Annotated in this window: 18 protein-coding genes; all 18 read right to left on the reverse strand. The window is 52.5% G+C overall.

Translation table 11 applies throughout. The annotated features are described in order from the left end of the window. Positions 1–14: 14 nt before the first annotated feature. On the reverse strand, positions 15–1055 hold the full coding sequence (locus E2980_RS16200; RefSeq protein ID WP_135153223.1) for an aspartate-semialdehyde dehydrogenase: 1041 nt from the start codon (positions 1053–1055) through the stop codon (positions 15–17). Between the two features lie 37 nt (positions 1056–1092). After that, on the reverse strand, positions 1093–1689 hold the full coding sequence (locus E2980_RS16205) for a dipicolinate synthase subunit B (RefSeq protein WP_135153224.1): 597 nt from the start codon (positions 1687–1689) through the stop codon (positions 1093–1095). Continuing rightward, a complete protein-coding gene (gene dpsA, locus E2980_RS16210) occupies positions 1686–2585 on the reverse strand; it encodes a dipicolinate synthase subunit DpsA (protein ID WP_135153281.1) in 900 nt (299 codons plus the stop codon). The genes E2980_RS16205 and dpsA overlap by 4 nt, the downstream gene beginning before the upstream one ends. Before the next feature lie 149 nt (positions 2586–2734). Further along, the gene (dut, locus tag E2980_RS16215; RefSeq protein WP_135153225.1) at positions 2735–3178 is read right to left on the reverse strand and encodes a dUTP diphosphatase; all 444 of its coding nucleotides are present in this window, start codon (positions 3176–3178) and stop codon (positions 2735–2737) included. Continuing rightward, complete coding sequence (locus E2980_RS16220; RefSeq protein WP_135153226.1) at positions 3141–4421, reverse strand: M16 family metallopeptidase; 1281 nt, start codon at positions 4419–4421, stop codon at positions 3141–3143. The genes dut and E2980_RS16220 overlap by 38 nt, the downstream gene beginning before the upstream one ends. Positions 4422–4487: 66 nt before the next feature. After that, positions 4488–5447 (reverse strand): polysaccharide deacetylase family protein, encoded by a 960-nt coding sequence (locus E2980_RS16225; protein ID WP_135153282.1) that lies wholly within the window; start codon positions 5445–5447, stop codon positions 4488–4490. Between the two features lie 208 nt (positions 5448–5655). Further along, entirely contained in the window at positions 5656–7755 is a 2100-nt protein-coding gene (pnp, locus tag E2980_RS16230) for a polyribonucleotide nucleotidyltransferase (RefSeq protein ID WP_135153227.1), read from the reverse strand. Positions 7756–8124: 369 nt separating this feature from the next. Beyond that, complete coding sequence (gene rpsO / locus E2980_RS16235; protein ID WP_135153228.1) at positions 8125–8394, reverse strand: 30S ribosomal protein S15; 270 nt, start codon at positions 8392–8394, stop codon at positions 8125–8127. A gap of 157 nt (positions 8395–8551) precedes the next feature. Continuing rightward, positions 8552–9535, reverse strand: coding sequence for a bifunctional riboflavin kinase/FAD synthetase (locus E2980_RS16240; protein ID WP_135153229.1), 984 nt, complete (start codon positions 9533–9535; stop codon positions 8552–8554). 15 nt (positions 9536–9550) lie between these two features. Continuing rightward, the gene (gene truB, locus E2980_RS16245) at positions 9551–10513 is read right to left on the reverse strand and encodes a tRNA pseudouridine(55) synthase TruB (protein ID WP_135153230.1); all 963 of its coding nucleotides are present in this window, start codon (positions 10511–10513) and stop codon (positions 9551–9553) included. Then, positions 10510–11496 carry a DHH family phosphoesterase gene (locus tag E2980_RS16250; RefSeq protein WP_135153231.1) on the reverse strand — a complete coding sequence of 329 codons (987 nt, stop codon included), beginning with the start codon at positions 11494–11496 and terminating at the stop codon, positions 10510–10512. The genes truB and E2980_RS16250 overlap by 4 nt, the downstream gene beginning before the upstream one ends. 22 nt (positions 11497–11518) lie before the next feature. Then, complete coding sequence (rbfA, locus tag E2980_RS16255) at positions 11519–11875, reverse strand: 30S ribosome-binding factor RbfA (RefSeq protein WP_135153232.1); 357 nt, start codon at positions 11873–11875, stop codon at positions 11519–11521. A gap of 30 nt (positions 11876–11905) precedes the next feature. After that, on the reverse strand, positions 11906–14986 hold the full coding sequence (infB, locus tag E2980_RS24955; RefSeq protein ID WP_135153233.1) for a translation initiation factor IF-2: 3081 nt from the start codon (positions 14984–14986) through the stop codon (positions 11906–11908). Then, positions 14979–15311, reverse strand: coding sequence for a YlxQ family RNA-binding protein (locus E2980_RS16265; protein ID WP_135153234.1), 333 nt, complete (start codon positions 15309–15311; stop codon positions 14979–14981). The genes infB and E2980_RS16265 overlap by 8 nt, the downstream gene beginning before the upstream one ends. Further along, positions 15295–15615 carry an RNase P modulator RnpM gene (gene rnpM, locus E2980_RS16270; RefSeq protein ID WP_135153235.1) on the reverse strand — a complete coding sequence of 107 codons (321 nt, stop codon included), beginning with the start codon at positions 15613–15615 and terminating at the stop codon, positions 15295–15297. The genes E2980_RS16265 and rnpM overlap by 17 nt, the downstream gene beginning before the upstream one ends. An 11-nt stretch (positions 15616–15626) precedes the next feature. Next, positions 15627–16724 carry a transcription termination factor NusA gene (gene nusA / locus E2980_RS16275; RefSeq protein ID WP_135153236.1) on the reverse strand — a complete coding sequence of 366 codons (1098 nt, stop codon included), beginning with the start codon at positions 16722–16724 and terminating at the stop codon, positions 15627–15629. 76 nt (positions 16725–16800) lie between these two features. After that, positions 16801–17262 (reverse strand): ribosome maturation factor RimP, encoded by a 462-nt coding sequence (gene rimP / locus E2980_RS16280; protein ID WP_135153237.1) that lies wholly within the window; start codon positions 17260–17262, stop codon positions 16801–16803. 194 nt (positions 17263–17456) lie between these two features. Beyond that, entirely contained in the window at positions 17457–21767 is a 4311-nt protein-coding gene (locus tag E2980_RS16285) for a PolC-type DNA polymerase III (RefSeq protein WP_135153238.1), read from the reverse strand. Positions 21768–21933: the final 166 nt, after the last annotated feature.

Below are 21933 nucleotides of genomic sequence, written 5' to 3' on the forward strand. Positions count from 1 at the left end.
TTCAAGTTCAGTTATTATTGCTGCGGAATCGCAATATACTCGGCGATCTGCACGGCGTTCCATGCTGCGCCCTTAAGAAGATTATCAGAGACAATCCACATGTTCAGGCCGCGAGGGTTCGACAGATCGCGACGAACGCGACCTACGAAAACATCGTTTTTGCCAGCGGCGTCGGTAGCAAGAGGATATTGTTGGCCGGAAGGATCGTCGATAAGCACAATACCCGGAGAATCGGACAGTAAGCCTTTAATTTCTTCAATCTCGAAATCCTTCTTGAGCTCCACGTACACGGATTCGGAATGACCGTATACGACGGGAACGCGTACGCATGTCGCCGTAACTTCAAGAGACTCGTCACCCATGATTTTCTTCGTCTCGCGAATCATTTTCATTTCTTCCAAAGTAAAGCCGTTGTCTTGGAATTTATCGATCTGCGGAATGACGTTGAAGGCGATCTGGTGCTTCACGGGCAAGGACGATACGGGGAGAATCGCAGGCTTAGGATCGTTGCCCGCAAGAACCTCGCTGGATTGTCTCAGCATCTCGGTAACCGCCGATGCGCCCGCGCCAGATACCGCCTGATAAGTCGAAACGATAATTCTCGATATGCCAAAACGATCGTAGATCGGCTTTAATGCAGCGACCATCTGGATCGTGGAACAGTTCGGATTGGCGATAATGCCTTTGTGCTCGTTGATTTTATCCAAGTTGACCTCCGGAACGACAAGAGGCGTTTCCGGATCCATGCGATAAGCATTCGTATTATCGATGCAAACGGCACCATGCACTACCGCATGCGGAATAAGCGCTTTGCTTACGTCTCCGCCCGCGCTGAACAGGGCAATATCCACGCCGCGAAAACTTTCCGGAGTAGCTTCCTCGACCGTAATCGGCTGCCCCTTGAACTCGATAGTAGAACCTGCGGAGCGTGCGGAGGAAAGCAGCTTCAGACTAGCGATCGGGAAGTTGCGTTCTTCAAGTAATCTGCGGATCTGTTCCCCAACGGCACCGGTCGCTCCCACGACGGCGACATTAAACAACTGCTGTATCGACATTTGGTATATTCTCCCCTCGAATGAAAGCAAGTATATCTCAAGCGTGCAAGAAACGCTCTATGAGCAAAGGTTGAAGTTGTTTGCCTTGCAATGCGGCTTCGCAGGTTTCCATGACGAGATCCATTCTGGCCACTAGCGAATTCGGTTTGGCAATCGGATTATCCTGGCCGAATGGCACGAAAAAGATGTTCTTCATGATGAGAAGCTTGGCGATGTTCGCGGCATTGAGCCCTAAGCCGTCATTAGTGGATATCGCGAGTACAAGGGGGCGTTGGTTGCGCATTTGCGCTTTCGCCGCCATTAACACCGGTCCGTCCGTCATGGCGTTGGCTAACTTGCTCGTCGTATTGCCGGTACAAGGAGCGATCGTCAATACGTCCAGCAGCTTGGAAGGTCCCAGCGGCTCCGCGTCCACGATCGTGGATATGATCTGATTTCCGGTTATCTCACGCAGGGATTCCTGCCAATGGTTTGATGTTCCGAACCGCGTATCGGTAGTCATAATCGTAGTCGATACGATCGGCACCACATTCGCGCCCGCGTCTACGAAACGCTGAATTTGCGGCAAGATTTCCTCTAGCGTGCAGTGAGAGCCGGATAGCGCATAACCTACGGTAATTCCCTGCCAGTTCATGGTCCATTCCCCCGTAATCGGTTGTCTTCCAGAATGATCTGGGTTAGACTGTTCGCGATGATTCGACCGGCTGTCTTCGGAGCCACGATCCCGGGTAATCCGGGAGCGAGCATCGCCTTGATTCCTCGCTTCTCTGCGAAACGGAAATCGGTGCCGCCGGGCTTGGATGCCAGGTCGATAATACATGCGCGCAGGGGAAGTTGAGCGATCACTTGTGCTGTGACTATCATAGTCGGAATTGTATTAAAAATCAAGTCGATATTCCCCGCCTGACGCGCTAATTCAGGCATATAGAAGGGTTCGAAACCCATCTCGAATGCGCGTGCGAAAGCTTCGTCCCGGCGCACTCCTACCTTCACGCGCGCCCCTAACGCCTGCAGTGTCCTTGCCATCGTGAATCCTGTTCTCCCAAGGCCGAGAACGATGCAATTCGAGCCGTGAATCGTAATATCCGTATTCTGTATTGCCATCATTAGAGCGCCTTCCGCGGTCGGAATCGAGTTATAAATGGCCACGTCGTCTCTCTCGAACAACTCTACAAGTTCCAGATGGTATTTCTCGCACATTTTACGCAGATAAGACTTCGCCATACCCGTTATAACCTTGCAGGTCTTCGGAATTCCGGCAAGATGGGCATCGGTCAGCTTTAACTCCTGGTCCGTAAACAACGCCGTAATCAGGCCTTCGTCATCGGTGCCAACCGCGGGCAAAATCAGGGCGTCTGCCTGCTTTAAAATCTCGGGCGTCCACTCCGCTTTAATGACACCGCTAAAAGGAGTATCCAGCCTGTCGAATCCCGCTATCGTCACCGAGGCATCCAACTCCGTTAAGCGCTGAATCACTTCCAATTGACGGGCATCTCCGCCCGCGAGAACGATTTGTATTCCCGTAAGTATCGTAGCCCCCTCCTTTCGGCAATCATGCATAGCACATCGTATGCATGCGCCCAGTCCGGGGTGCCTGTAGACATTGCGGAGGGATTAACGCAAAAACAACCTAACGAGGCAATTGGCCTCGAAAGATTGTTTGCGATGCGAATGGATGTTTATTTGCCGGTATGGCCGAAGCCGCCTTCGCCGCGAGCCGTGTCCGATAACTCTTGCACTTCTTCGAGTATGACCTGGGGCACTCGTTGGAATACCATTTGCGCGACGCGCTCGCCGCGTTCGATCGTAAAAGGGTCTTGGCCCAAGTTAACGAGTAGTACCTTCACCTCTCCGCGGTAATCCGCATCGATCGTTCCCGGCGTATTCAAGCACGTAATGCCATGCTTAAACGCTAATCCGCTTCGAGGCCTGATTTGCGCCTCAAGCTCCCTTGGCATCGCCATAGCGAAGCCTGTCGGGATCAATGCCCTCTGGCCCGGAGCAAGCACGATCGGTTCCGTTACGGCAGCGTGCAGATCGAATCCCGCCGCCCATTCCGACATTTGACGCGGTAAAGCAACATCCTCATTCCCCGGCAACCTCTTCAACTGAATTGGATACAATGAATTCCCTCCCGATTCCCGACAGCACTTTCTCGTTTGCTCCCACAAGCGCAACCGCGCATGGCTGCGCCATGATGGACTGCATAATTTCGTTAAGATCGGACAACTTTACTTGGTCGATCCGCTCCAGCATCTCATCAAGCGTATAATGACGACCGAGCATCAACTCGTTCTTCCCTAGCCGATTCATTCGGCTGCTGGTACTCTCCAAGCTTAATATCAGATTTCCCTTTAATTGTTCCTTGCCCCTATGCAATTCCGCTTCGCTCAAGCCGCTAGCCGCGATTTCGTTGAGCAATTCCATCGTGATATCATGGACATCCTGCGTTTGTTTAGGCGCCGTTCCCGCATATACCGTAAACAGACCGCTATCCGCATAGGAGGTATGATAGGAATAGACAGAATAGGCTAATCCGCGCTTTTCCCGAATTTCTTGGAACAGACGGGAGCTCATGCCCCCGCCAACCGTATTGTTAAGCAGGATCATCGCATAGAGGTTAGGTGCTTGTATCGAGCTGCCGGGGAAGGTTAAGCACAGATGGTTTTGCTCAGTCTTCTTGCGATGAAACAAAGCTCTTGAATAAAATACGGGCGATGTCAATGCCGCATCCTTGCCTTGCACGTCGAATCCTCCGAAATGACGCTCGATCAGCTCTAATACTTCTTCTCCCACATTGCCGGCTATGCTAATGACCGTATTATCAATACGATAACGCTCGTTCATGTACTGACGCAAATCGGCTGAGCCCATCGCATTCAACCTATCGGCCGTTCCGAGAATCGAATAGGCAAGAGGGTGATCTTGGTAAGCCGCGCGCGAAGCTAAGTCATGGACGGTATCGTCGGGCGTATCTTCGTACATCGAGATCTCTTCGAGAATGACATTCTTCTCTTTAGCCAATTCGACATCGGCCATTTGGGATTCAAAGAACATATCCGACAAAATATCTACCGCAATCGGCAAGTGTTGGTCCAATACCTTGGCGTAATAACACGTATATTCTTTGGAAGTAAACGCGTTCACGTTGCCGCCGATACCATCGAATCGATCGGCTATATCTTTGGCGCTATGCCGGTTCGTCCCTTTAAAAAGCATATGTTCAATGAAATGGGAGATCCCGTTATTATTCAAATCCTCATAGCGGGAACCGGTTTTTACCCAGATACCGAACGATACCGACCGACAGGTCGGGATGGATTCGATCATGACGCGAAGCCCATTCTTAAGTACGTATTTGTTCATCCGATTTCCCCCTTTTCTTTGATCCCTATCGCACAGTGATATCACTATAACAAATATAGACAATCGTCACAACCGATCTTCTATCCTCTCGGACGACAGCGTTTGCGACACCGTCCCGAGCAAGTATCCTTTCGATCGGATGACCTTTATCATCCCTCTTAATGCTCCTTTCGAAGTCGAGGTCGGATGCATCAGAATCAAATGGCCCGGACCGACTTTCATCGATACCTTGGAAACGACCGTCGACGGCTCGGGCTTCTGCCAATCGATCGTATCCAGCGTCCATAACACCGTTCTCAATCCGTATTCGGAAGCTATTTTTACGGTATTGGCATTGTAATAACCCGACGGCGGAGCGAACCATGCGTTTTTCACGCCTAATTTCTTCAGCAACGCTTCCGTTTTCCCTATCTCTTCGCGCTGCCTTGCCTCGCCAAGCTTACTCATATCCGGATGAGTATACGCGTGGTTGGATAACTCGTGACCTTGCGATAGAATGCTCTGAGCCGTATCCATGTGCTTTGAAAGCCAAGTTCCGTCGAAGAAAAAGGTAGCCTTCACGCCAGTATCTTTTAGAATATCGAGCATGGGAAATAAGAACTCGTCTCCCCAAGCCACGTTTATCATCAGAGCGACCATAGGCTTGGCGGAATTCCCTCTATAAATCGGTTGAACCGGTAAATCCTCAAGCGCGACCTTCGGCTTGATCGTACGATAGATCCATGGAAATTCCTTATCGTTACCGGGAGAAGCACCGATGACCTTTGCCTTCAAATAAGTAGCCTGAACATCAACGGTACGCCCTTCATAACCTGGAATCGCTTTCCATACACGATCGATTACCGCGTTAACCGGCGGCCGATTATGTTTGGCCGCTTCGGATTTAATCCAGTTCATTAGCGAATCTTCGTTTTTATCGCGCATCATCGACGCATTCGTTGCCGCATGCGGCTTAACCGCAAGAACGTACGGCTGCAACGGCCCATAGGTCCCGGCAAGAATGACGGCCGAGAAGCAGATCAGCATTGCCGCCAATAGTCTCCCGGTCAATTTCCTTTTCAATCGGCTCACTCCCGTCTTGTCCCGATTCCCTGCCTCATCCTATGCCGGGATATCGTTCTTTATGAGTGAGCATCCCATTGAAGCCGCCGATTTATGCAAAACAAAAAGAGACCGTCACTTCGGAGTCTCTTTTGTCCATCCTATGCAGTTGCGTTGATCTTTTATTCCTTCGTTATACGGAAACTTCTTCCGAGCTAAGCAATGCTTTCCGGGAGAGATTAATACGGCCCATGTTATCGATCTCGGTAACCTTTACTTCGATCTGGTCTCCGATATTAACGACATCCTCGACTTTCGCCACTCGCTCGTTAGCTAGTTGGCTAATGTGGATCAGCCCGTCTTTGTTCGGCAGAATCTCTACGAAGCAACCGAATTTCTCGATCCGTTTGACCGTTCCCGTATAGATCTCGCCAACCACGACTTCTTTGACGATGCCTTCGATAATTCCGCGCGCGCGTTGATTTGCCGCTTCATCCGTCGATGCGATATAAACGGTCCCGTCTTGCTCGATATCGATTTTCACGCCGGTTTCCTCAATAATTTTATTGATGATTTTACCGCCGGAACCGATAACGTCCCTAATTTTGTCGGGATGAATTTTAAGCGAAATGATTTTCGGAGCGTATTTGCTTAATTGCTTACGCGGCTCCTGAATCGTCTCGAGCATCTTGCCCAAGATGAACATGCGTCCTTCTTTAGCTTGCTGCAGGGCATCCGTAAGAATCTGGCGATTGATACCGTCGATTTTGATGTCCATCTGGATGGCGGTAATTCCTGCTGCCGTTCCCGCGACCTTAAAGTCCATGTCGCCCAGGTGGTCTTCCATGCCTTGAATATCCGTAAGAATCGAAGTATGGTCGCCATCTTTGATCAAGCCCATAGCCACGCCGGCTACCGCCGCTTTAATCGGTACGCCTGCATCCATCATCGCTAAGGTGCTAGCGCAAATGCTGGCTTGGGATGTGGAGCCGTTAGATTCCAGAACCTCGGATACAAGGCGGATTGTATAAGGGAACTCGGCTTCGGAAGGCAGAACCTTCAACAACGCTCGTTCACCTAGCGCTCCGTGACCGATCTCGCGGCGGCCTGGCGGACGCAATGGTCGTGCTTCCCCAACGGAAAACGGCGGGAAATTATAATGATGCATGAACCGTTTCGATTCCTGAGGGCTAATGCCGTCTAGAATCTGTACTTCGCCTAATGGCCCAAGCGTACAGATGCTTAGCGCTTGCGTTTGTCCGCGCGTGAACAAACCGGATCCGTGCGTACGCGGAAGAATGGACGTATCGCTGGAGATCGGACGGATCTCGGCCAATCCGCGGCCATCCGGACGCACTTTGTCATGCGTGATCAGACGACGGACTTCGTTCTTGACGATATCGTACAACACTTCTTTTACGTCTTTGAGTTTGCTTGGCGTATCGGCGTACAGATTGCCGAAATGCTCCACCGTCTCGCCATTGATAGCATCGATCGCGTCTTGACGGGCATGCTTCTCGGAAATGCTGACGGCTTGTACCAATCGAGCCTGCGCAAATGCTTTAACGTCAGACTCGACGGAAGCATCGACGCTATGTAGCTTAACTGCCATTTTCGGTTGTCCGGCCGCGGCGACCAACTGGTCGATCGTATCCACGATCTTCTTGATTTCATCGTGACCGAACATGATTGCTTCCAGCATGTCCGCTTCGGACACTTCGTTAGCTTCGGCTTCTACCATCATGATGGCATCGCGCGTTCCCGCTACGACGACGTACATATCCGTGATCTCTTCTTGCGCTTGCGTTGGATTGACGATGAACTTGCCATCGATGCGTCCAACGATAACGCCGCCAACCGGACCGTTAAACGGAACGTTAGAGATCGAAAGAGCAGCGGACGTACCTATCATTGCCGCTATTTCGGGCGAGCAATCCTGGTCCACGCTGAGTACGAGATTTACGATCTGCACATCATTCCGGAAGCCTTCCGAGAATAGCGGACGAATCGGGCGATCCGTCAAACGGCTAGCCAGAATGGCTTTCTCGCTCGGGCGTCCTTCCCGCTTAATGAATCCTCCGGGAATTTTACCTACCGCATATAACCGTTCTTCATAGTTGACGGTAAGCGGGAAAAAATCAAGATCCTTCGGCTCGTTAGACGCCGTGACGGTTGACAAAACCACTGTATCTCCATAACGAACGACGACAGCGCCGTTCGCTTGCTTAGCCAACCGACCCGTTTCCAGAGCGAACGAGCGGCCTCCAAGCTGCATTTCCACGCGATGTTCCAAACCAATTCCCTCCTTTAATTAACCCTATGTACATTCGACGCTCTTTCCATTATTTCCTGCCAATCAATTGCTTAGGCATATGACTCGCGATTCTTCTCCCATTAATATCAAGTTCAAAAAGTCAGCTTTTCAGCATCGAGAAGGTTGGATGAAGCTAGGGACTGAGGAGCGGAGCGTAGGCAAAACCTACGTGAGCACCGGAAGGCCCGGCTGAATTCAAGATTCGAAGTCGAATACGCTCCTTGTCCATCTTCGTGATCAAAAGTTGACTTTTTGAACATCCTCTAATATGGGAAAAAGCAACCTGTTGCCGTCGAGGGCGTTGAGCCCCGTTCGGCGTGGCCAGGTTGCTTTCGTGCAGGTAATAAATTAACGGCGAAGTCCCAATTTTGCAATCAGGGCACTATACCGGCTAACATCTTTGTTTTTCAAGTATGCTAGCAGCTTACGGCGTTGACCAACCATCTTGAGCAGACCACGGCGGGAGTGATGATCTTTCTTGTGCTCCCTGAAGTGATTTGTCAGATTATTGATGTTCTGCGTAAGGATAGCAATTTGGACTTCCGGAGAACCGGTATCCGTAGCATGCGTCTTATGCTCTTCGATCAATTCTTGCTTGCGCTCTTGTGTTAATGCCATCCTTGTTCACCTCCTTCATTAGAATCGCCATTAGCCAAGCAGGCGCCGGTGAGCACGCTTTGCCAAGCTAAGGTTCATGTGTACAACGTCATATAGTATAGCATAGTCCCTACTGCAGATACAATGCCAAAACTTTTAATCATTTTATGATAGATATTTAGTCCTGGAGCTTAACGGAGAAAATCTCCTTGGCTTGGGCGGAATCGCTTGAGATTTGCTCTATCAACTTATCGATGGAAGCAAATTTATTCTCCGCTCTTAGAAAGGAATGGAAAGTGAGAGCTAATTGGCGCCCATAGAGATCATCATTGAAATCGAACAAATGCGCTTCGAGCTTTAGAGCTCCGCCGGGAGCATCGAAAGTGGGCCGGTAACCCACGTTCAGAACGCCATTATGACGGCTTTCCACCGCTCCGGAATCTTTAAGCACATCGATGTGGATCGCGTAAACTCCAGACCTCGGGATGACGAAGGGTTGCTCCGGCTCCAAATTCGCCGTAGGGAAGCCGAGTAACCGACCTCTCGCATCCCCGTGAACGACGACGCCCTTGATGACATAAGGTCGTCCAAGAAGACCCGATGCTTCCGAGCATTGCCCGTCGTCCAACCGCTCGCGGATACGCGTGCTGCTCACTTTGGTTCCTTCCAGGAATACGGGCGATACTACCTGCACCTGTATTTCACCGTTGCCGTAAAGCTTTAAGGCTTCGGCATTGCCTTCGCCCCGATGTCCGAAGGAGAAATCGAATCCCACGGTCGTCGCTTTAACCCCGAGCGGCGTGATAAACGACTTAACGAATTGCTCTGCCGTCACTTCCGAGAATTCCCTGTCGAAATGAATAATATAGGCTGCCTCGATGCCAAGCTCGGAAAGTAACGTCAGCTTGTCCGATAGCGGAGTCAGCACCGTCTGAAATTGCGAGCCTTGACCGAGAACGACCCGGGGATGCGGATCGAAAGTCATGACCGCAGGGACGAGTCCTTGCTGGCGCGCCAAAGCGACCGCTTGCCGAACGACCTCTTGATGCCCCAGATGGACGCCGTCGAAGAAGCCGATCGCTAGCGATATGCCTTGTTCCTTGCGCGCTCCGTCCGGGAGAACTCCTGTTACGTTCGCTGCTGATAGATCATACCGTTCCACGTGATGCCCTCCTGCTTAATCGGACTGACTGTCGTTTGGCTGCCCATCCGGAGTATGAAAAACCTTTACCGGACGGACCGTTTCCATATTCTCGTCGACAGAGAACAATCCGAGAAAAACCCCATCCGATCGGTATAGCTTTAACAAACCTTTGCTTTCCGGGATAGGCAGCAGCCTTGCGGCTGCAATCCCTTTGCCCTGCAGAGCATGCAGGGATTCCGGATATGCCGCCATGGCGGTTGGAATCGCCGTAAGCATGGCATCGGGCGCTAATAACTTATCGCCCAATTCTCCTGATGCAAGTAACTCTGGAATCTCCTCCAAGGTTACGCAATGCTCCTGCTTCATTCCCGCGCTTTCCGTGCGGACAAGCTCGGACATGACTGCCGGAACTCCCAGCTTGCGGCCGATATCCACGCATAAGGTTCTGATATAAGTTCCTTTAGAACACGTGACGGAGAACGTAAGTTCAGGCTCCTCGGCTGCCGTATTCACCTGCAAAATGTCAATGGCATAGATACTTACGCGCCTGGATGGCCGTTCAACCGTTACGCCTTGCCGCGCCAATTCGTACAGCCGTTTGCCATTGACTTTAACGGCAGACACCATCGGAGGTACCTGGTCGATCTCTCCGACGAAAGATAGAGCGGCTTCGACTATCATCGACTCCGTAAGGAAAGATGCATCCTTCCGATCGATGACGTTACCGCTTAAGTCTTCGGTATCCGTCGCCAACCCGAATCGGAGGGTTGCTCTGTACGTCTTGGGCATTTCTTGCAAATACTCGACGAATCGCGTGGCGCGACCGATACAGAGCGGCAGGACACCCGTTACCGCCGGGTCAAGCGTCCCCGTATGCCCGATTCTGCGGACCCTCAGCAATCCGCGAGCCTTAGCCACTACATCGTGGGATGTCCATCCGGCAGGCTTCCAGATCGCTAATACTCCGTCCCAATTCCCCTCGGTCCGCTTATTCATTCTTCATCCAACGCCTTCTGAACGTAGCCGACAACTTGATCGATAGCTTCACTAAGCGGATCGGTCAGCCTGCAGCCTGCGGCCCGGACATGCCCTCCGCCGCCGAAATGCTGGGCAACCGCGGCGACGTTGACTCGTCCTGCAGAACGCAAACTAACTTTAACGGACTCTTCCCCATTTTGCTTAAAGAGTATGCCAACCTCGACTCCCTCTATGTTGCGGGGATAGTTGACGAGGCCTTCCAAATCTTCGTTGGTTGCTCCCGTTTCGTTCAGGTCCTCCGAATTCACCCAAAGCCAGCCAATCCGTTGATCGGGACTGAAGCTGAGCCTGGAAAGACCTCGTTGAACGACGAGCAGCTGACCCATCGTCATCCGTTCGAGGAGCAACTCCGCAAGCTCCGGGCCGTTGACGCCCGCTTCAAGCAGACGGGATGCCATAGCCATAACTAGAGGGCTTGTATTGGAGTAACGAAAGCCACCCGTATCCGTTAGCAAACCGGTATAAATGGCAGTCGCTACGTCCGAATCCAACTTAAGATTCAACTCGTCAAGTAACTCGAATAAAATCTCGGCGGTTGCCGAAGCATGAAACTTCATTAAGTTTACGATACCAAAGCCGTTATTCGTAGGATGATGATCGATATTCAGCAGTTCGGCGTCAGGAGCAAACCATTGATTGGTTTTGCCGACCCGCGCGTAATCCGCGCAATCCACGCAAATCACATTGCGGTATTGCCTATTGGGTGTACTCTCGCTTCCGTCCAACGTAAGAATATCCGAGCTTTTCCACAGAAATTGCAGACGGGAAGGCACAGGCCCTTCGTTCAGCATCGTAAATTTCTTGCCCAGCTTCTCCAGCAGCCATCCAGTGGCAACCGTGGAGCTAATCGCATCGCCGTCGGGCTGCACATGAGAAACGATAAGGAAATCGTCCCTTTCACGAATGAAAGCGGCGGCTTCCTTCAGATCCTTGGCCCACATGCTCGTTTCCCCCTAGCTAGTACTAAGTCTCCAGTGAATCTTTGTTAATCTTCTGCAACAACTCTTCAATGTGGCTACCGTAAGCTATGGAACTGTCGAAACGGAATTCCATTACCGGGGTATGGCGAAGCTTGACGCGACGCCCCAGCTCCGAGCGCAGGAACCCATTCGCGCGCCCGATTGCCTTAAGCGTCTCTTCCTTTTGCTCTTCGCTTCCCAATATGCTCAAATATACTCTCGCAAGCGACAGATCGTTAGTGATATCCACTCCGGTCACCGTGATGAAACCGATACGGGGATCTTTCAGCTCCGTCTGAATGATGGAGCTGATCTCCTTCTTAATCTGTTCGCCGACCCGTCCGACTCGGAATTTGGCCATGCAGATCCCACCTTAAATTTGTTGCTAATATTAGCGCTCGACAGACTCCATCACGAATGCTTCGATGATATCGCCCTGTCTAAGGTCATTGAATTTGTCCAACGTAATACCGCATTCATAGCCTTCCGAAACTTCCTTCGCGTCATCCTTAAAACGTTTGAGGGAATCGATCTTGCCCGTGTAGACAACGATTCCTGCGCGAGTTAGGCGAGCTTCGGAATTGCGGGCGATTTTGCCGTCGGTAATCATGCAACCGGCAATCGTACCGACCTTAGTAACTTTGAACGTCTCGCGAACTTCCGCATGTCCGGTAATTCTTTCCTTGAATATCGGATCGAGCATACCTTTCATCGCGTATTCGATCTCTTCGATCACTTTGTAGATGATCGAGTGCAGACGAACGTCGACTTTCTCTTGCTCCGCGATTCCTTGCGCGCGCGGCTCCGGACGAACGTTGAAGCCTACGACGATCGCCGAGGAAGCAGACGCCAGAAGGATATCGGATTCGGTAATCCCGCCTACGCCGCTGTAAATCGTTCTAACGCGCACGCCTTCGATCTCGATTTTCTCGAGCGAGCCTTTGAGTGCTTCAAGCGAACCTTGAACGTCGGCTTTAAGGATAACGTTAAGCTCCTTCATGTCGCCTTCTTTGATTTTGCTGAACAGATCTTCCAGCGTAACCGTTTGGTTTGCTTTAACTTGCGATTGCCGGGTCTTGATCGAACGCTTGTCGGCGATTTCGCGCGCTTTGCGCTCGTCTTCGAACACCATAAACGGATCTCCCGCTTGCGGCACTTCCGTCAAACCCGTAATTTCCACCGGCGTCGATGGGCCCGCTTCTTTAATGCGGCGACCGCGATCGTTCGTCATGGCGCGAATACGTCCGAAGCAGTCGCCCGCTACGAATGCGTCGCCCACTTTAAGCGTACCGTTCTGCACGAGAATCCTTGCAACCGGTCCTTTACCTTTGTCGAGCTCGGCTTCCAAGACCGTACCGCGCGCCCGTTTGTCAGGATTTGCTTTATAATCGTTGACTTCGGCGACGAGTAGAATCATCTCCAGAAGGCCATCCAAGTTGATGCGCTGTTTGGCGGACAATTCTACGAAGATCGTGTCTCCGCCCCACTCTTCTTGCACGAGGCCGTACTCCGTCAATTCCTGTTTTACTTTATCCGGATTCGCGCCCGGTTTATCGATTTTGTTAACCGCAACGATAATCGGCACGTTAGCCGCTTTCGCGTGAGCGATCGCTTCTACGGTTTGAGGCATGACGCCGTCATCCGCCGCGACGACGAGTATCGTAATATCCGTAACTTGAGCTCCACGGGCACGCATCGTCGTGAACGCTTCATGACCCGGTGTATCCAAGAAGGAAATTTTCTTGCCGTTGATTTCAACTTGATAAGCCCCGATATGCTGCGTGATACCGCCGGCTTCGCCGCTTGCGACTTTCGTCTCGCGGATCGCGTCGAGAAGCGTTGTTTTACCGTGATCGACGTGACCCATGATCGTAACGACCGGCGGACGGGAAATCAAAGCATCCGGATCGTCGTTTTCTTCGATTGTCTCGAATTGAGTATCCTCGACCGCGATTTTCACTTCGGACTCTACGCCGTATTCCCCAACGACGAGAAGGACGGTATCCAAATCAAGATCCTGGTTGATCGTAGCCATAACGCCCATCATCAAGAGCTTCTTGATCACTTCCGAAGCGTCCTTGTGCAACAATTTCGCCAACTCGCCTACGGTCATGTTACCGCGAACGATAACTTTCTTCGGCGTGTTGTCGATTTTCTCGCGCGGAGGTTGATTGCTCTTGCGAGCGTTCTTGCCGCCTTTGCCTTTTGGACCTCTGAAGTTGCCGCCTCTGCTGTCATCAAACCGACTGTTGCTATCTTTACGCTTACCGGCAGCTCCTGTGCCGCCTGGTCCGCGATTGAAATCACTATCGGTACGTCCTTTTTCGCCAGGACGCCCGCCGCGCGCGCCCGCTGCCGATGCTGCCGGACTGCGTCCTGCGCCCACGCCTTGACCCGGACGGCTAGGTGCCGCGCTGCTCGCGCCGCCAAATCCGCCGCCGCCTTGCGGACGTGCTCCGCCGCTGCTATATCCGCCGCCTTGGCCTTGCGGACGGCTTCCGCCGCCGCTGCTATATCCTCCGCCTTGGCCTTGCGGACGGCTTCCGCCGCCGCTGCTATATCCTCCGCCTTGGCCTTGCGGACGGCTTCCGCCGCCGCTGCTATATCCTCCGCCTTGGCCTTGCGGACGACTTCCGCCGCCGCTGCTATATCCTCCGCCTTGGCCTTGCGGACGGCTTCCGCCGCCGCTGCTATATCCTCCGCCTTGGCCTTGCGGACGGCTTCCGCCGCCGCTGCTATATCCGCCGCCCTGGCCTTGCGGACGGCTTCCGCCGCCGCTGCTATATCCGCCGCCCTGACCTTGCGGACGCGCTCCGCCGCCGCTGCTATATCCGCCGCCTTGGCCTTGCGGACGTGCTCCGCCGCCGCTGCTATATCCGCCTTGGCCCTGAGGACGATTGCCGCCTTCACGTTGGCTATATCCGCCTTGACCTTGCGGTCGATTGCCTCCTTGGCCTTGCGGGCGATTGCCGCCTTCGCGTTGGTTATAACCGCCTTGACCTTGCGGACGAGGCGCTTGACCTTGCGATGGTGCAGGTGCAGACGTTGATGGCGCCGGTGCGGAATTAACCGTTGGCGCAGGAGTCTGCGCCGGAGCCGTTTCCGACGGCGTCGAAGCAGCCGATGTTTGTGCTGCTTGAGGAGCCGGTGCTTGCGCCGCAGGACGCGATTGCTGCTGAGCTCCCTGGCTAGGCGCGCCGGAAGAAGCCTGCGCACCCGGACGACGGTCGCCCGCCGCCGGTGCCGGCTTGGAAGCTTGGGCCATTTTCGCGGCCGCATTCGCTTTAATATCGCGGAAGAACTTCTCAACCGCTCCGGTCATTCCGTTTTCCATAACGCTCATGTGGTTGTTGACCGGCATATTCATTCTTTTCAATATCGTAATAACCTCTTTACTGCTCATGTTGAGCTGCTTGGCATATTCATAAACCCTTAATTTATCCTTGTTATCCGTACTATCTTGTTTACTCAATATTCTCCACCTCCGAATGATGACCCCAACCGACGGCTAGCATGTCGGCAAAGCCCCGATCCGTTACCGCGAATAACACGCGCTCGGGCTTGCCTACGGCAGATCCCAGTTCGAATCGGGTAAAACCGATTAACAATGGAACGTTATAACTATTGCATTTATCTTTAATCTTCTTGGTCGTATTAACCGAAGCATCGGCGGCTAGCAACACAAGCTTGGCTTCGCCCGCTCTTACCGCCTTAAGCACGACTTCTTCTCCGCTGATCAGCTTGCCCGCTCTTGTCGCCAAGCCTAGCCGGGACAATACCTTATTCCCTGTCGTCATCGTCGCCCTCAAGCTCCTTGCCGGCCTGAAACTCTCCTTCAACCTGAATGAAGTCGGCTTCCAGACGATCGTATATATCCGCGCCGACCGGCGTTTTCAAAGCACGCTCGAACGCCTTCGACTTCTTCGCCAGCTTGAAGCAAGCGACTTTGCCGCATAGATAGGCTCCGCGTCCGGGCTTCTTGCCGGTCAGATCGATTTGAATTTCCCCTTGCGGAGAACGAACGATTCGAATCAGTTCCTTCTTGGGCATCATTTCCTGACAGGCGACGCATTTGCGTTGCGGTATCTTTCTCGGTCTCAAGGCAATCCCCCTCAGTCGATGGATACGCTGTCCTGATGCATCGTCGTTCCGGTCGATTTCGGACGTCCATACTCCTGCTCGGCCTGCGTTTCGCTCTTAATATCGATTTTCCACCCCGTAAGCTTCGCGGCTAAACGAGCGTTCTGTCCTTTTATTCCAATCGCAAGAGAAAGCTGGTAATCCGGCACGATTACGCGCGCCATCTTCTCGGCTTCGAATACGATGACCTCAAGTACCTTCGACGGACTTAATGCGTTAGCCACGTACTCATCGATCGACTCGGACCATCTGACGATGTCGATCTTCTCGCCTTTAAGCTCCGTCACGATAGACTGTACCCGAATTCCGCGTTGTCCGACGCATGAACCGACCGGATCCACTTCCTCGTTGCGCGAATGGACGGCAATCTTGGAACGGAATCCCGCTTCGCGGGCGACCGAACGAATTTCGACCGTACCGTCGAATATTTCCGGCACTTCCAATTCGAACAAACGTTTCAACAGCCCCGGATGAGTACGCGATAAAATAATTTGCGGGCCTTTGCTCGTATTCTCGACCTTCGTTATGAAGGACTTGACTCGATCGCCCTGTTTGAACTTGTCCGTCGGCATCAACTCCGTTAACGGCAATGCCGCTTCCACTTTGCCGAGGTCAACGTATAAATTGCGCAAATCCATCCGTTGCACGATACCGGTAACGATATCTTGCTCCTTATCTACGAAAGCATGATAAATGAGTCCGCGTTCTGCTTCGCGAATCCGTTGCGTGACGACTTGTTTAGCCGTTTGGGCGGCAATTCTACCGAAATCCCTTGGCGTAACTTCAATCTCGGCAATATCGTCAAGCTGATAATGCGGGTTCATAGCCCTAGATGCTTCCATTGAAATCTCCAGACGCGGATCAAGCACTTCTTCCACGATCGTCTTACGAGCGTACACTTTAATTTGCCCCGTCGTCCGGTTGATGTCGACCCGAACGTTCTGAGCTGTATTAAAGTTACGCTTGTAGCTGGAGATAAGTGCCGCTTCGATAGCTTCGATCAGGACGTCCTTGCTAATGCCCTTCTCGCGCTCGATTTCGGTCAGCGCTTCGATGAACTCCATGCTCATGTTTTGATAATTCCTCCTATTTGTGCGATCAATGTGCAACGAAGGCGTTGCGATCTTTCGTCACTTATAAATGATACTAGAAAACAATGGCCAACCGTGCGGAGGCCACTTTATCGTAAGGGATGGCATGTTTGCGGCGTCCGATCATTACGATCAAGGTCGATCCGTCGAACCCGTCCAGCCGTCCTTCAAACTCTTTGGCTCCGTTAATCTGTTCATAGGTCGTAACGAACACATGCTTGCCTACCGCTTTCGCTACGTCCTCCGCCTTTTTAAGCGGCCTTTCGGCGCCGGGCGAACTAACTTCGAGGAAATACGCTTCTTCGATCGGATCCAGCTCATCCAGCTTTGCGCTAATGAATTCGGATGCGCGGCCGCAATCCTCGATCTCGATGCCGCCTTCCTTGTCCACGTAAATACGCAAAAAGTAGTTGCTGCCTTCCTTCACGTATTCGACGTCCACTAGCGTAAGCCCGTTCTCCTCCAAGTAGGAGGTCGCGAAGCTTTCCACGATGGACTTGATTTGCGGTGAATTCAAAATGGTTTACCTCCCGATGCTCCAAATGGATTCCTGCAGTCTTCGTAACCGTAAAGATCCGCAGACAAAACGGAAAGAGTGGGTTTCCCCACTCTTCTGCAGACAGTGATATCCACATGATTACCAAAATTAATATAACATAACCTTAAAGCGGCTGGCAACCACAAGTTTCCTGTGCCGCCGCTCTCTCGCACCTAGAACAGCATGAGTTGGTTGGATTCCGGCAACCCTCGGAAAGCGCCTAAACCGGTCAATACTTCGACGATCGTCTTGCTCGCTTTCGACCGCTGCTGGAAGTCCTCGATCGAGAGGAAATCCCCGTCATCCCGCGATGCGGCGATGTTGCGGGCCGCGTTCTCGCCTACCCCCGGGATCGCTCCGAACGGCGGAATCAGGCTGTCCCCGTCAATAATGAAGCGGGTAGCTTCCGAACGGTAAAGGTCGACGGATTTGAACTTCATGCCTCTCGCCGTCATCTCAAGGCCCATCTCCAGAATGGAGATCATGTTCTTCTCCTTCGTCGTTGCTTGGAAGCCTTTTCCTTCGATTTCGAGCAACATTTTCAAGATCGCGTCATAGCCTTGGCAGAACAGTTCCACATCGAAGTCGGCTGCGCGAACGGAATAGTACGTCGCATAATATTGAATCGGATAATATAACTTGAAAAAGGCCGTCCTAACCGCGGAGATGACGTATGCGGCGGCATGGGCTTTCGGGAACATGTACTCGATGCGCAGACAGGAATCGATGTACCACTGCGGAACCTTGCATCGCTTCATTTCTTCGATCCATTCCGGAGTGAGCCCTTTTCCTTTCCGCACGCTTTCCGTGATTTTGAACGCCAGGGAAGCGTCCATTCCCGCTTTATAAATAAGAAATAACATAATATCGTCCCGGCATCCGATAACCGTCTTGATCGTGCACGTATTGTTCTTGATCAGCTCTTGCGCATTGCCGAGCCATACGCCCGTTCCGTGGGACAATCCCGAAATCTGCAGGAGATCGGCGAAGGAGGACGGCTTCGTTTCCTCAAGCATTTGCCTGACGAACCTTGTTCCCATCTCCGGGACGCCGAACGTCGCGACCGGCGACCGGATTTGCTGCGGGGAGACGCCGAGCGCTTCCACGGAGTTGAACATGCTCATGACCTTAGGATCGTTCATCGGTATCGTCGTCGGATCGACGCCCGTCAAATCCTGCAGCATCCGCATCATCGTCGGATCGTCGTGACCTAGAATATCGAGCTTCAGCAAGTTCGCGTCGAAAGCATGGTAATCGAAATGGGTCGTTTTCCATTCCGAGTTCTTATCGTCCGCGGGGAATTGCACCGGCGTGATGTCTTCCACTTCCATATAATCCGGAACGACGACGATGCCGCCGGGATGCTGACCGGTGCTGCGCTTGACGCCCGTGCAACCGGCCGCCAGCCGGTTTAATTCCGCGCCGCGCCACGATTTGCCGTGTTCTTCCTCGTATTTCTTCGTGTACCCGAACGCCGTTTTCTCCGCTACCGTACCGATCGTGCCCGCGCGGAAAACGCTTTTCTCGCTGAAAAGAATCTTCGTGTAGTTGTGGGCATGCGGCTGATATTCTCCGGAAAAGTTCAAGTCGATATCGGGAACCTTATCGCCTTTGAAGCCGAGGAACGTCTCGAACGGAATGTCCTGTCCTTCGCCGCGCATGATCGTGCCGCAATGAGGACATGTCTTGTCCGGCAAATCGAAGCCGCTCGGGACGCTGCCGTCAAGGAACCATTCGCTGTGCTTGCAGTCGCTATTCTTGCATAGGTAATGCGCCGGCAGCGGATTTACCTCGGAGATGCCCAAGAACGTGGCGACGACCGATGATCCTACGGAACCCCGGGATCCGACGAGGTAGCCGTCTTGGTTCGATTTCTTCACGAGCCGCTCGGATATCAGATAGTTGGCGGAGAAGCCGTACTTGATGATCGGTACGAGTTCTTTCTCCAACCGGGCGGTTACGACTTCCGGAAGCTCGTCGCCGTACATGCTTCTCGCCGTTGCGTAACAGGTTTCGCGGATCTCGTCGTCAGCCCCTTCGATAATCGGCGTGAACAGCTCGTCCGGGAAAAGCTTGATTTCCTCGAAACGGTCCGCCAGCTCGGACGTGTTCTTCACGACGACTTCGTGCGCTTTCTCGGCTTCAAGAAACTGGAAAGCCTCCAACATCTCCGCGGTCGTCCGGAAATGCGCGTCCGGCTTGCGTTGGTCCTTCAGCGGACTGAAGCCCGTGATGCCGTGAATCGTAATGTCGCGGAAGATTTTCTCCCTCGGCAGCAAATAATGGACGTTACCCGTCGCGATCACGGGTTTGGTCAGCTTTTCTCCGATTCTGACGATTTTCCGCAGAGCTTCCTCGAGCGCGGCTCTGCTTGCGACCAGTCCTTTATCGAGCAAATGCATGTAGAAGTCGATGGGTTGAACTTCCAGCACGTCGTAGAACGCCGCGACCTCTTCGGCTTCCTCTTGCGATTTGTTCAACGCCGTCTCGAACAGTTCGCCTTTCTCGCAGCCCGAAATGACGAGCAAACCTTCTCTATATTCGATCAGCTTGCTCTTCGGGATGCAAGCCACGCGATTCATGTACTCGGTATGAGACAGGGAGATAAGCTTGTACAAATTCTTCTTGCCGATCGCGTTTAAGGCGTAAATGCCGCAATGGAACGGCCTTGTCGTTTTCCAACTGTTGTCGTTCACTTCATTCAGCGCTTGAAGCTCATTCACGCCTAACGCCAGTGCATCCTTAAGCAGTCCATTAAGAATGCCGCCTAGTGCGATCGTATCATCGATGGCCCTATGGTGACTTTCCAACGCTACTTTATACAGATCGGCCAACGTATTCAAACGATGATTCTTCATCTTCGGATATAGGAACCGGGCGAGCTCGAGCGTATCCAGCGCCGGGTTCTTAAGAGGCGGCAGCCCGTGTTGCTTGCACGCTTCCTGCATAAAGCCGATATCGAACCGGGCGTTATGCGCGACGAGGATGGCATCGCCGATGAATGCGATGAATTCCTTCAGCTTAGGTTCCAGCTCCGGCGCATCCGCGACCATGTCGTCCGTGATGTTCGTCAATTGCTGTATGTTGAAAGGAATCGGTTCATGAGGATTAATGAACGTTTCGAATCGTCCCGTCTCTTGGCCGTTCACCATCTTGATTCCCGCAAGCTCGATGATCTTGTTGTTCGTCACCGAGAGCCCGGTCGTCTCGATATCGAATACGACGTATTCGGCATCGGTTAAGCTCTGCTCCCGCGGCTGAATGACCATCGGAACGGCATCGTTGACCACGTTCGCTTCCACGCCGAACATTACTTTGATGCCATGCTTCTTGCCCGCTTTCGCCGCATCCGGAAAACATTGAACGTTAGCGTGGTCGGTAACCGCGATCGCCTTATGCCCCCACTTGGCTGCCGTCTTGACGTAAACGTCGATCGGGGTGACCGCGTCCATCGTGCTCATCGTCGTATGTAGATGGAACTCGACCCGCTTCTCCTCGGCCGTATCTTTAGGCTCCGGCGGTGCCATGATCTCGCGAATGTCGCTCGGGAACATGACTAACTCAGGCGGATTGAGGAATCTGTCATATTCGATTTTTCCGCGCATTTTTACCCATTTACCGTTAGCAAGCAAGCCGAGCATCTTAATGTCTTCTTTGTTTTTACCGAAGATCTTAACGGACAAAGAATCCGTAAAATCGGTGATATAACATTGGAAAAGCGTGCTTCCCGTCCTAAGCTCTTTCGTTTCCAATCCGAAAATAACGCCCTGAACGGTGACCTTCTTCTCTTCTTCGCGGATTTCCTGGATCGGCATGGCGGCATCCTTAATCTCGTACCCATGCTGCAGCACCTGAGGAGCCTCCCCCTCTTCGACCTGGGTTTCCTCTCTGGCGCTGGCCATCAGCTGTTCGATCGCATCGCGATTTTCCTGCTCGATTTTCTGCGTGAATTCCGTATACGTCTCCGGCCTCGATTCGCCGACGGCAAGCTTTACCCGGCAGGTCCGCAGAAATCTTTCCTCGAAAAACCGAGCGGCTTGAACGTCGATCTCTTTCTTTCGGGCTAGTTCCAAGTTCGTTTCGTTGAGAAGGGTGATCGTTAGAAGATCCCCGTCCACGGCTAAATCCGCTTTGGCCAACCAACCGTTCACCGACGCGATTTCCCGCTGCATGAAGTCTACGAACACGGACCAATACTCTTGCACGATATTTTCCGTCGTTACGGCTTGTCCGTAATTGAAGATTTTCTTGATTTCAGCGATATGTCCAAGCTTCGCCTTAACGCGTTCCGTAAACCCGACGTATATGGATTTCGGGAGCAAAGCATCCTTGCCGATATATAAAGTCCACTCTTTGCGGGTACGGTTGATTTCCACTTTCTCGATATGCCCGTCCCGAAAATGCTGCCCTAGCCATTCGGTCGGCAGCTCCGCCTGCTGCAGCAGTACCTCGAACCGCTTGCGTTTATCTTCCGTCGGCTGCATTCCCACGTTCCTCTCCTGTCCCGCTACCCCGTAAATATAAAAGCTTCCGTGAAAAGGGCCGGATGCGAAAATCCGCAGCCGTAGACCGTCTTCAATCAGAAGCTAACTTTGCGTCTTCTATCATTCTACCTGAACGACAACGAGCCATCAATAGAGCATCCGATAA

This window comes from Cohnella luojiensis, from assembly GCF_004564235.1.
Lineage (GTDB): Bacteria > Bacillota > Bacilli > Paenibacillales > Paenibacillaceae > Cohnella > Cohnella luojiensis.

Excerpts from the sequence above, each read along its gene's own strand:
- E2980_RS16200 (WP_135153223.1), bottom strand. The coding sequence starts at position 1,055 with ATGTCGATACAGCAGTTGTTTAATGTCGCCGTCGTGGGAGCGACCGGT.
- E2980_RS16205 (WP_135153224.1), bottom strand. The coding sequence starts at position 1,689 with ATGAACTGGCAGGGAATTACCGTAGGTTATGCGCTATCCGGCTCTCAC.
- E2980_RS16220 (WP_135153226.1), bottom strand. The coding sequence starts at position 4,421 with ATGAACAAATACGTACTTAAGAATGGGCTTCGCGTCATGATCGAATCC.
- E2980_RS16225 (WP_135153282.1), bottom strand. The coding sequence starts at position 5,447 with ATGCTGATCTGCTTCTCGGCCGTCATTCTTGCCGGGACCTATGGGCCG.
- rpsO (WP_135153228.1), bottom strand. The coding sequence starts at position 8,394 with ATGGCATTAACACAAGAGCGCAAGCAAGAATTGATCGAAGAGCATAAG.
- truB (WP_135153230.1), bottom strand. The coding sequence starts at position 10,513 with ATGAATAAGCGGACCGAGGGGAATTGGGACGGAGTATTAGCGATCTGG.
- E2980_RS16250 (WP_135153231.1), bottom strand. The coding sequence starts at position 11,496 with ATGTGGGCCAAGGATCTGAAGGAAGCCGCCGCTTTCATTCGTGAAAGG.
- rbfA (WP_135153232.1), bottom strand. The coding sequence starts at position 11,875 with ATGGCCAAATTCCGAGTCGGACGGGTCGGCGAACAGATTAAGAAGGAG.
- E2980_RS16265 (WP_135153234.1), bottom strand. The coding sequence starts at position 15,311 with ATGACGACAGGGAATAAGGTATTGTCCCGGCTAGGCTTGGCGACAAGA.
- nusA (WP_135153236.1), bottom strand. The coding sequence starts at position 16,724 with ATGAGCATGGAGTTCATCGAAGCGCTGACCGAAATCGAGCGCGAGAAG.
- E2980_RS16285 (WP_135153238.1), bottom strand. The coding sequence starts at position 21,767 with ATGCAGCCGACGGAAGATAAACGCAAGCGGTTCGAGGTACTGCTGCAG.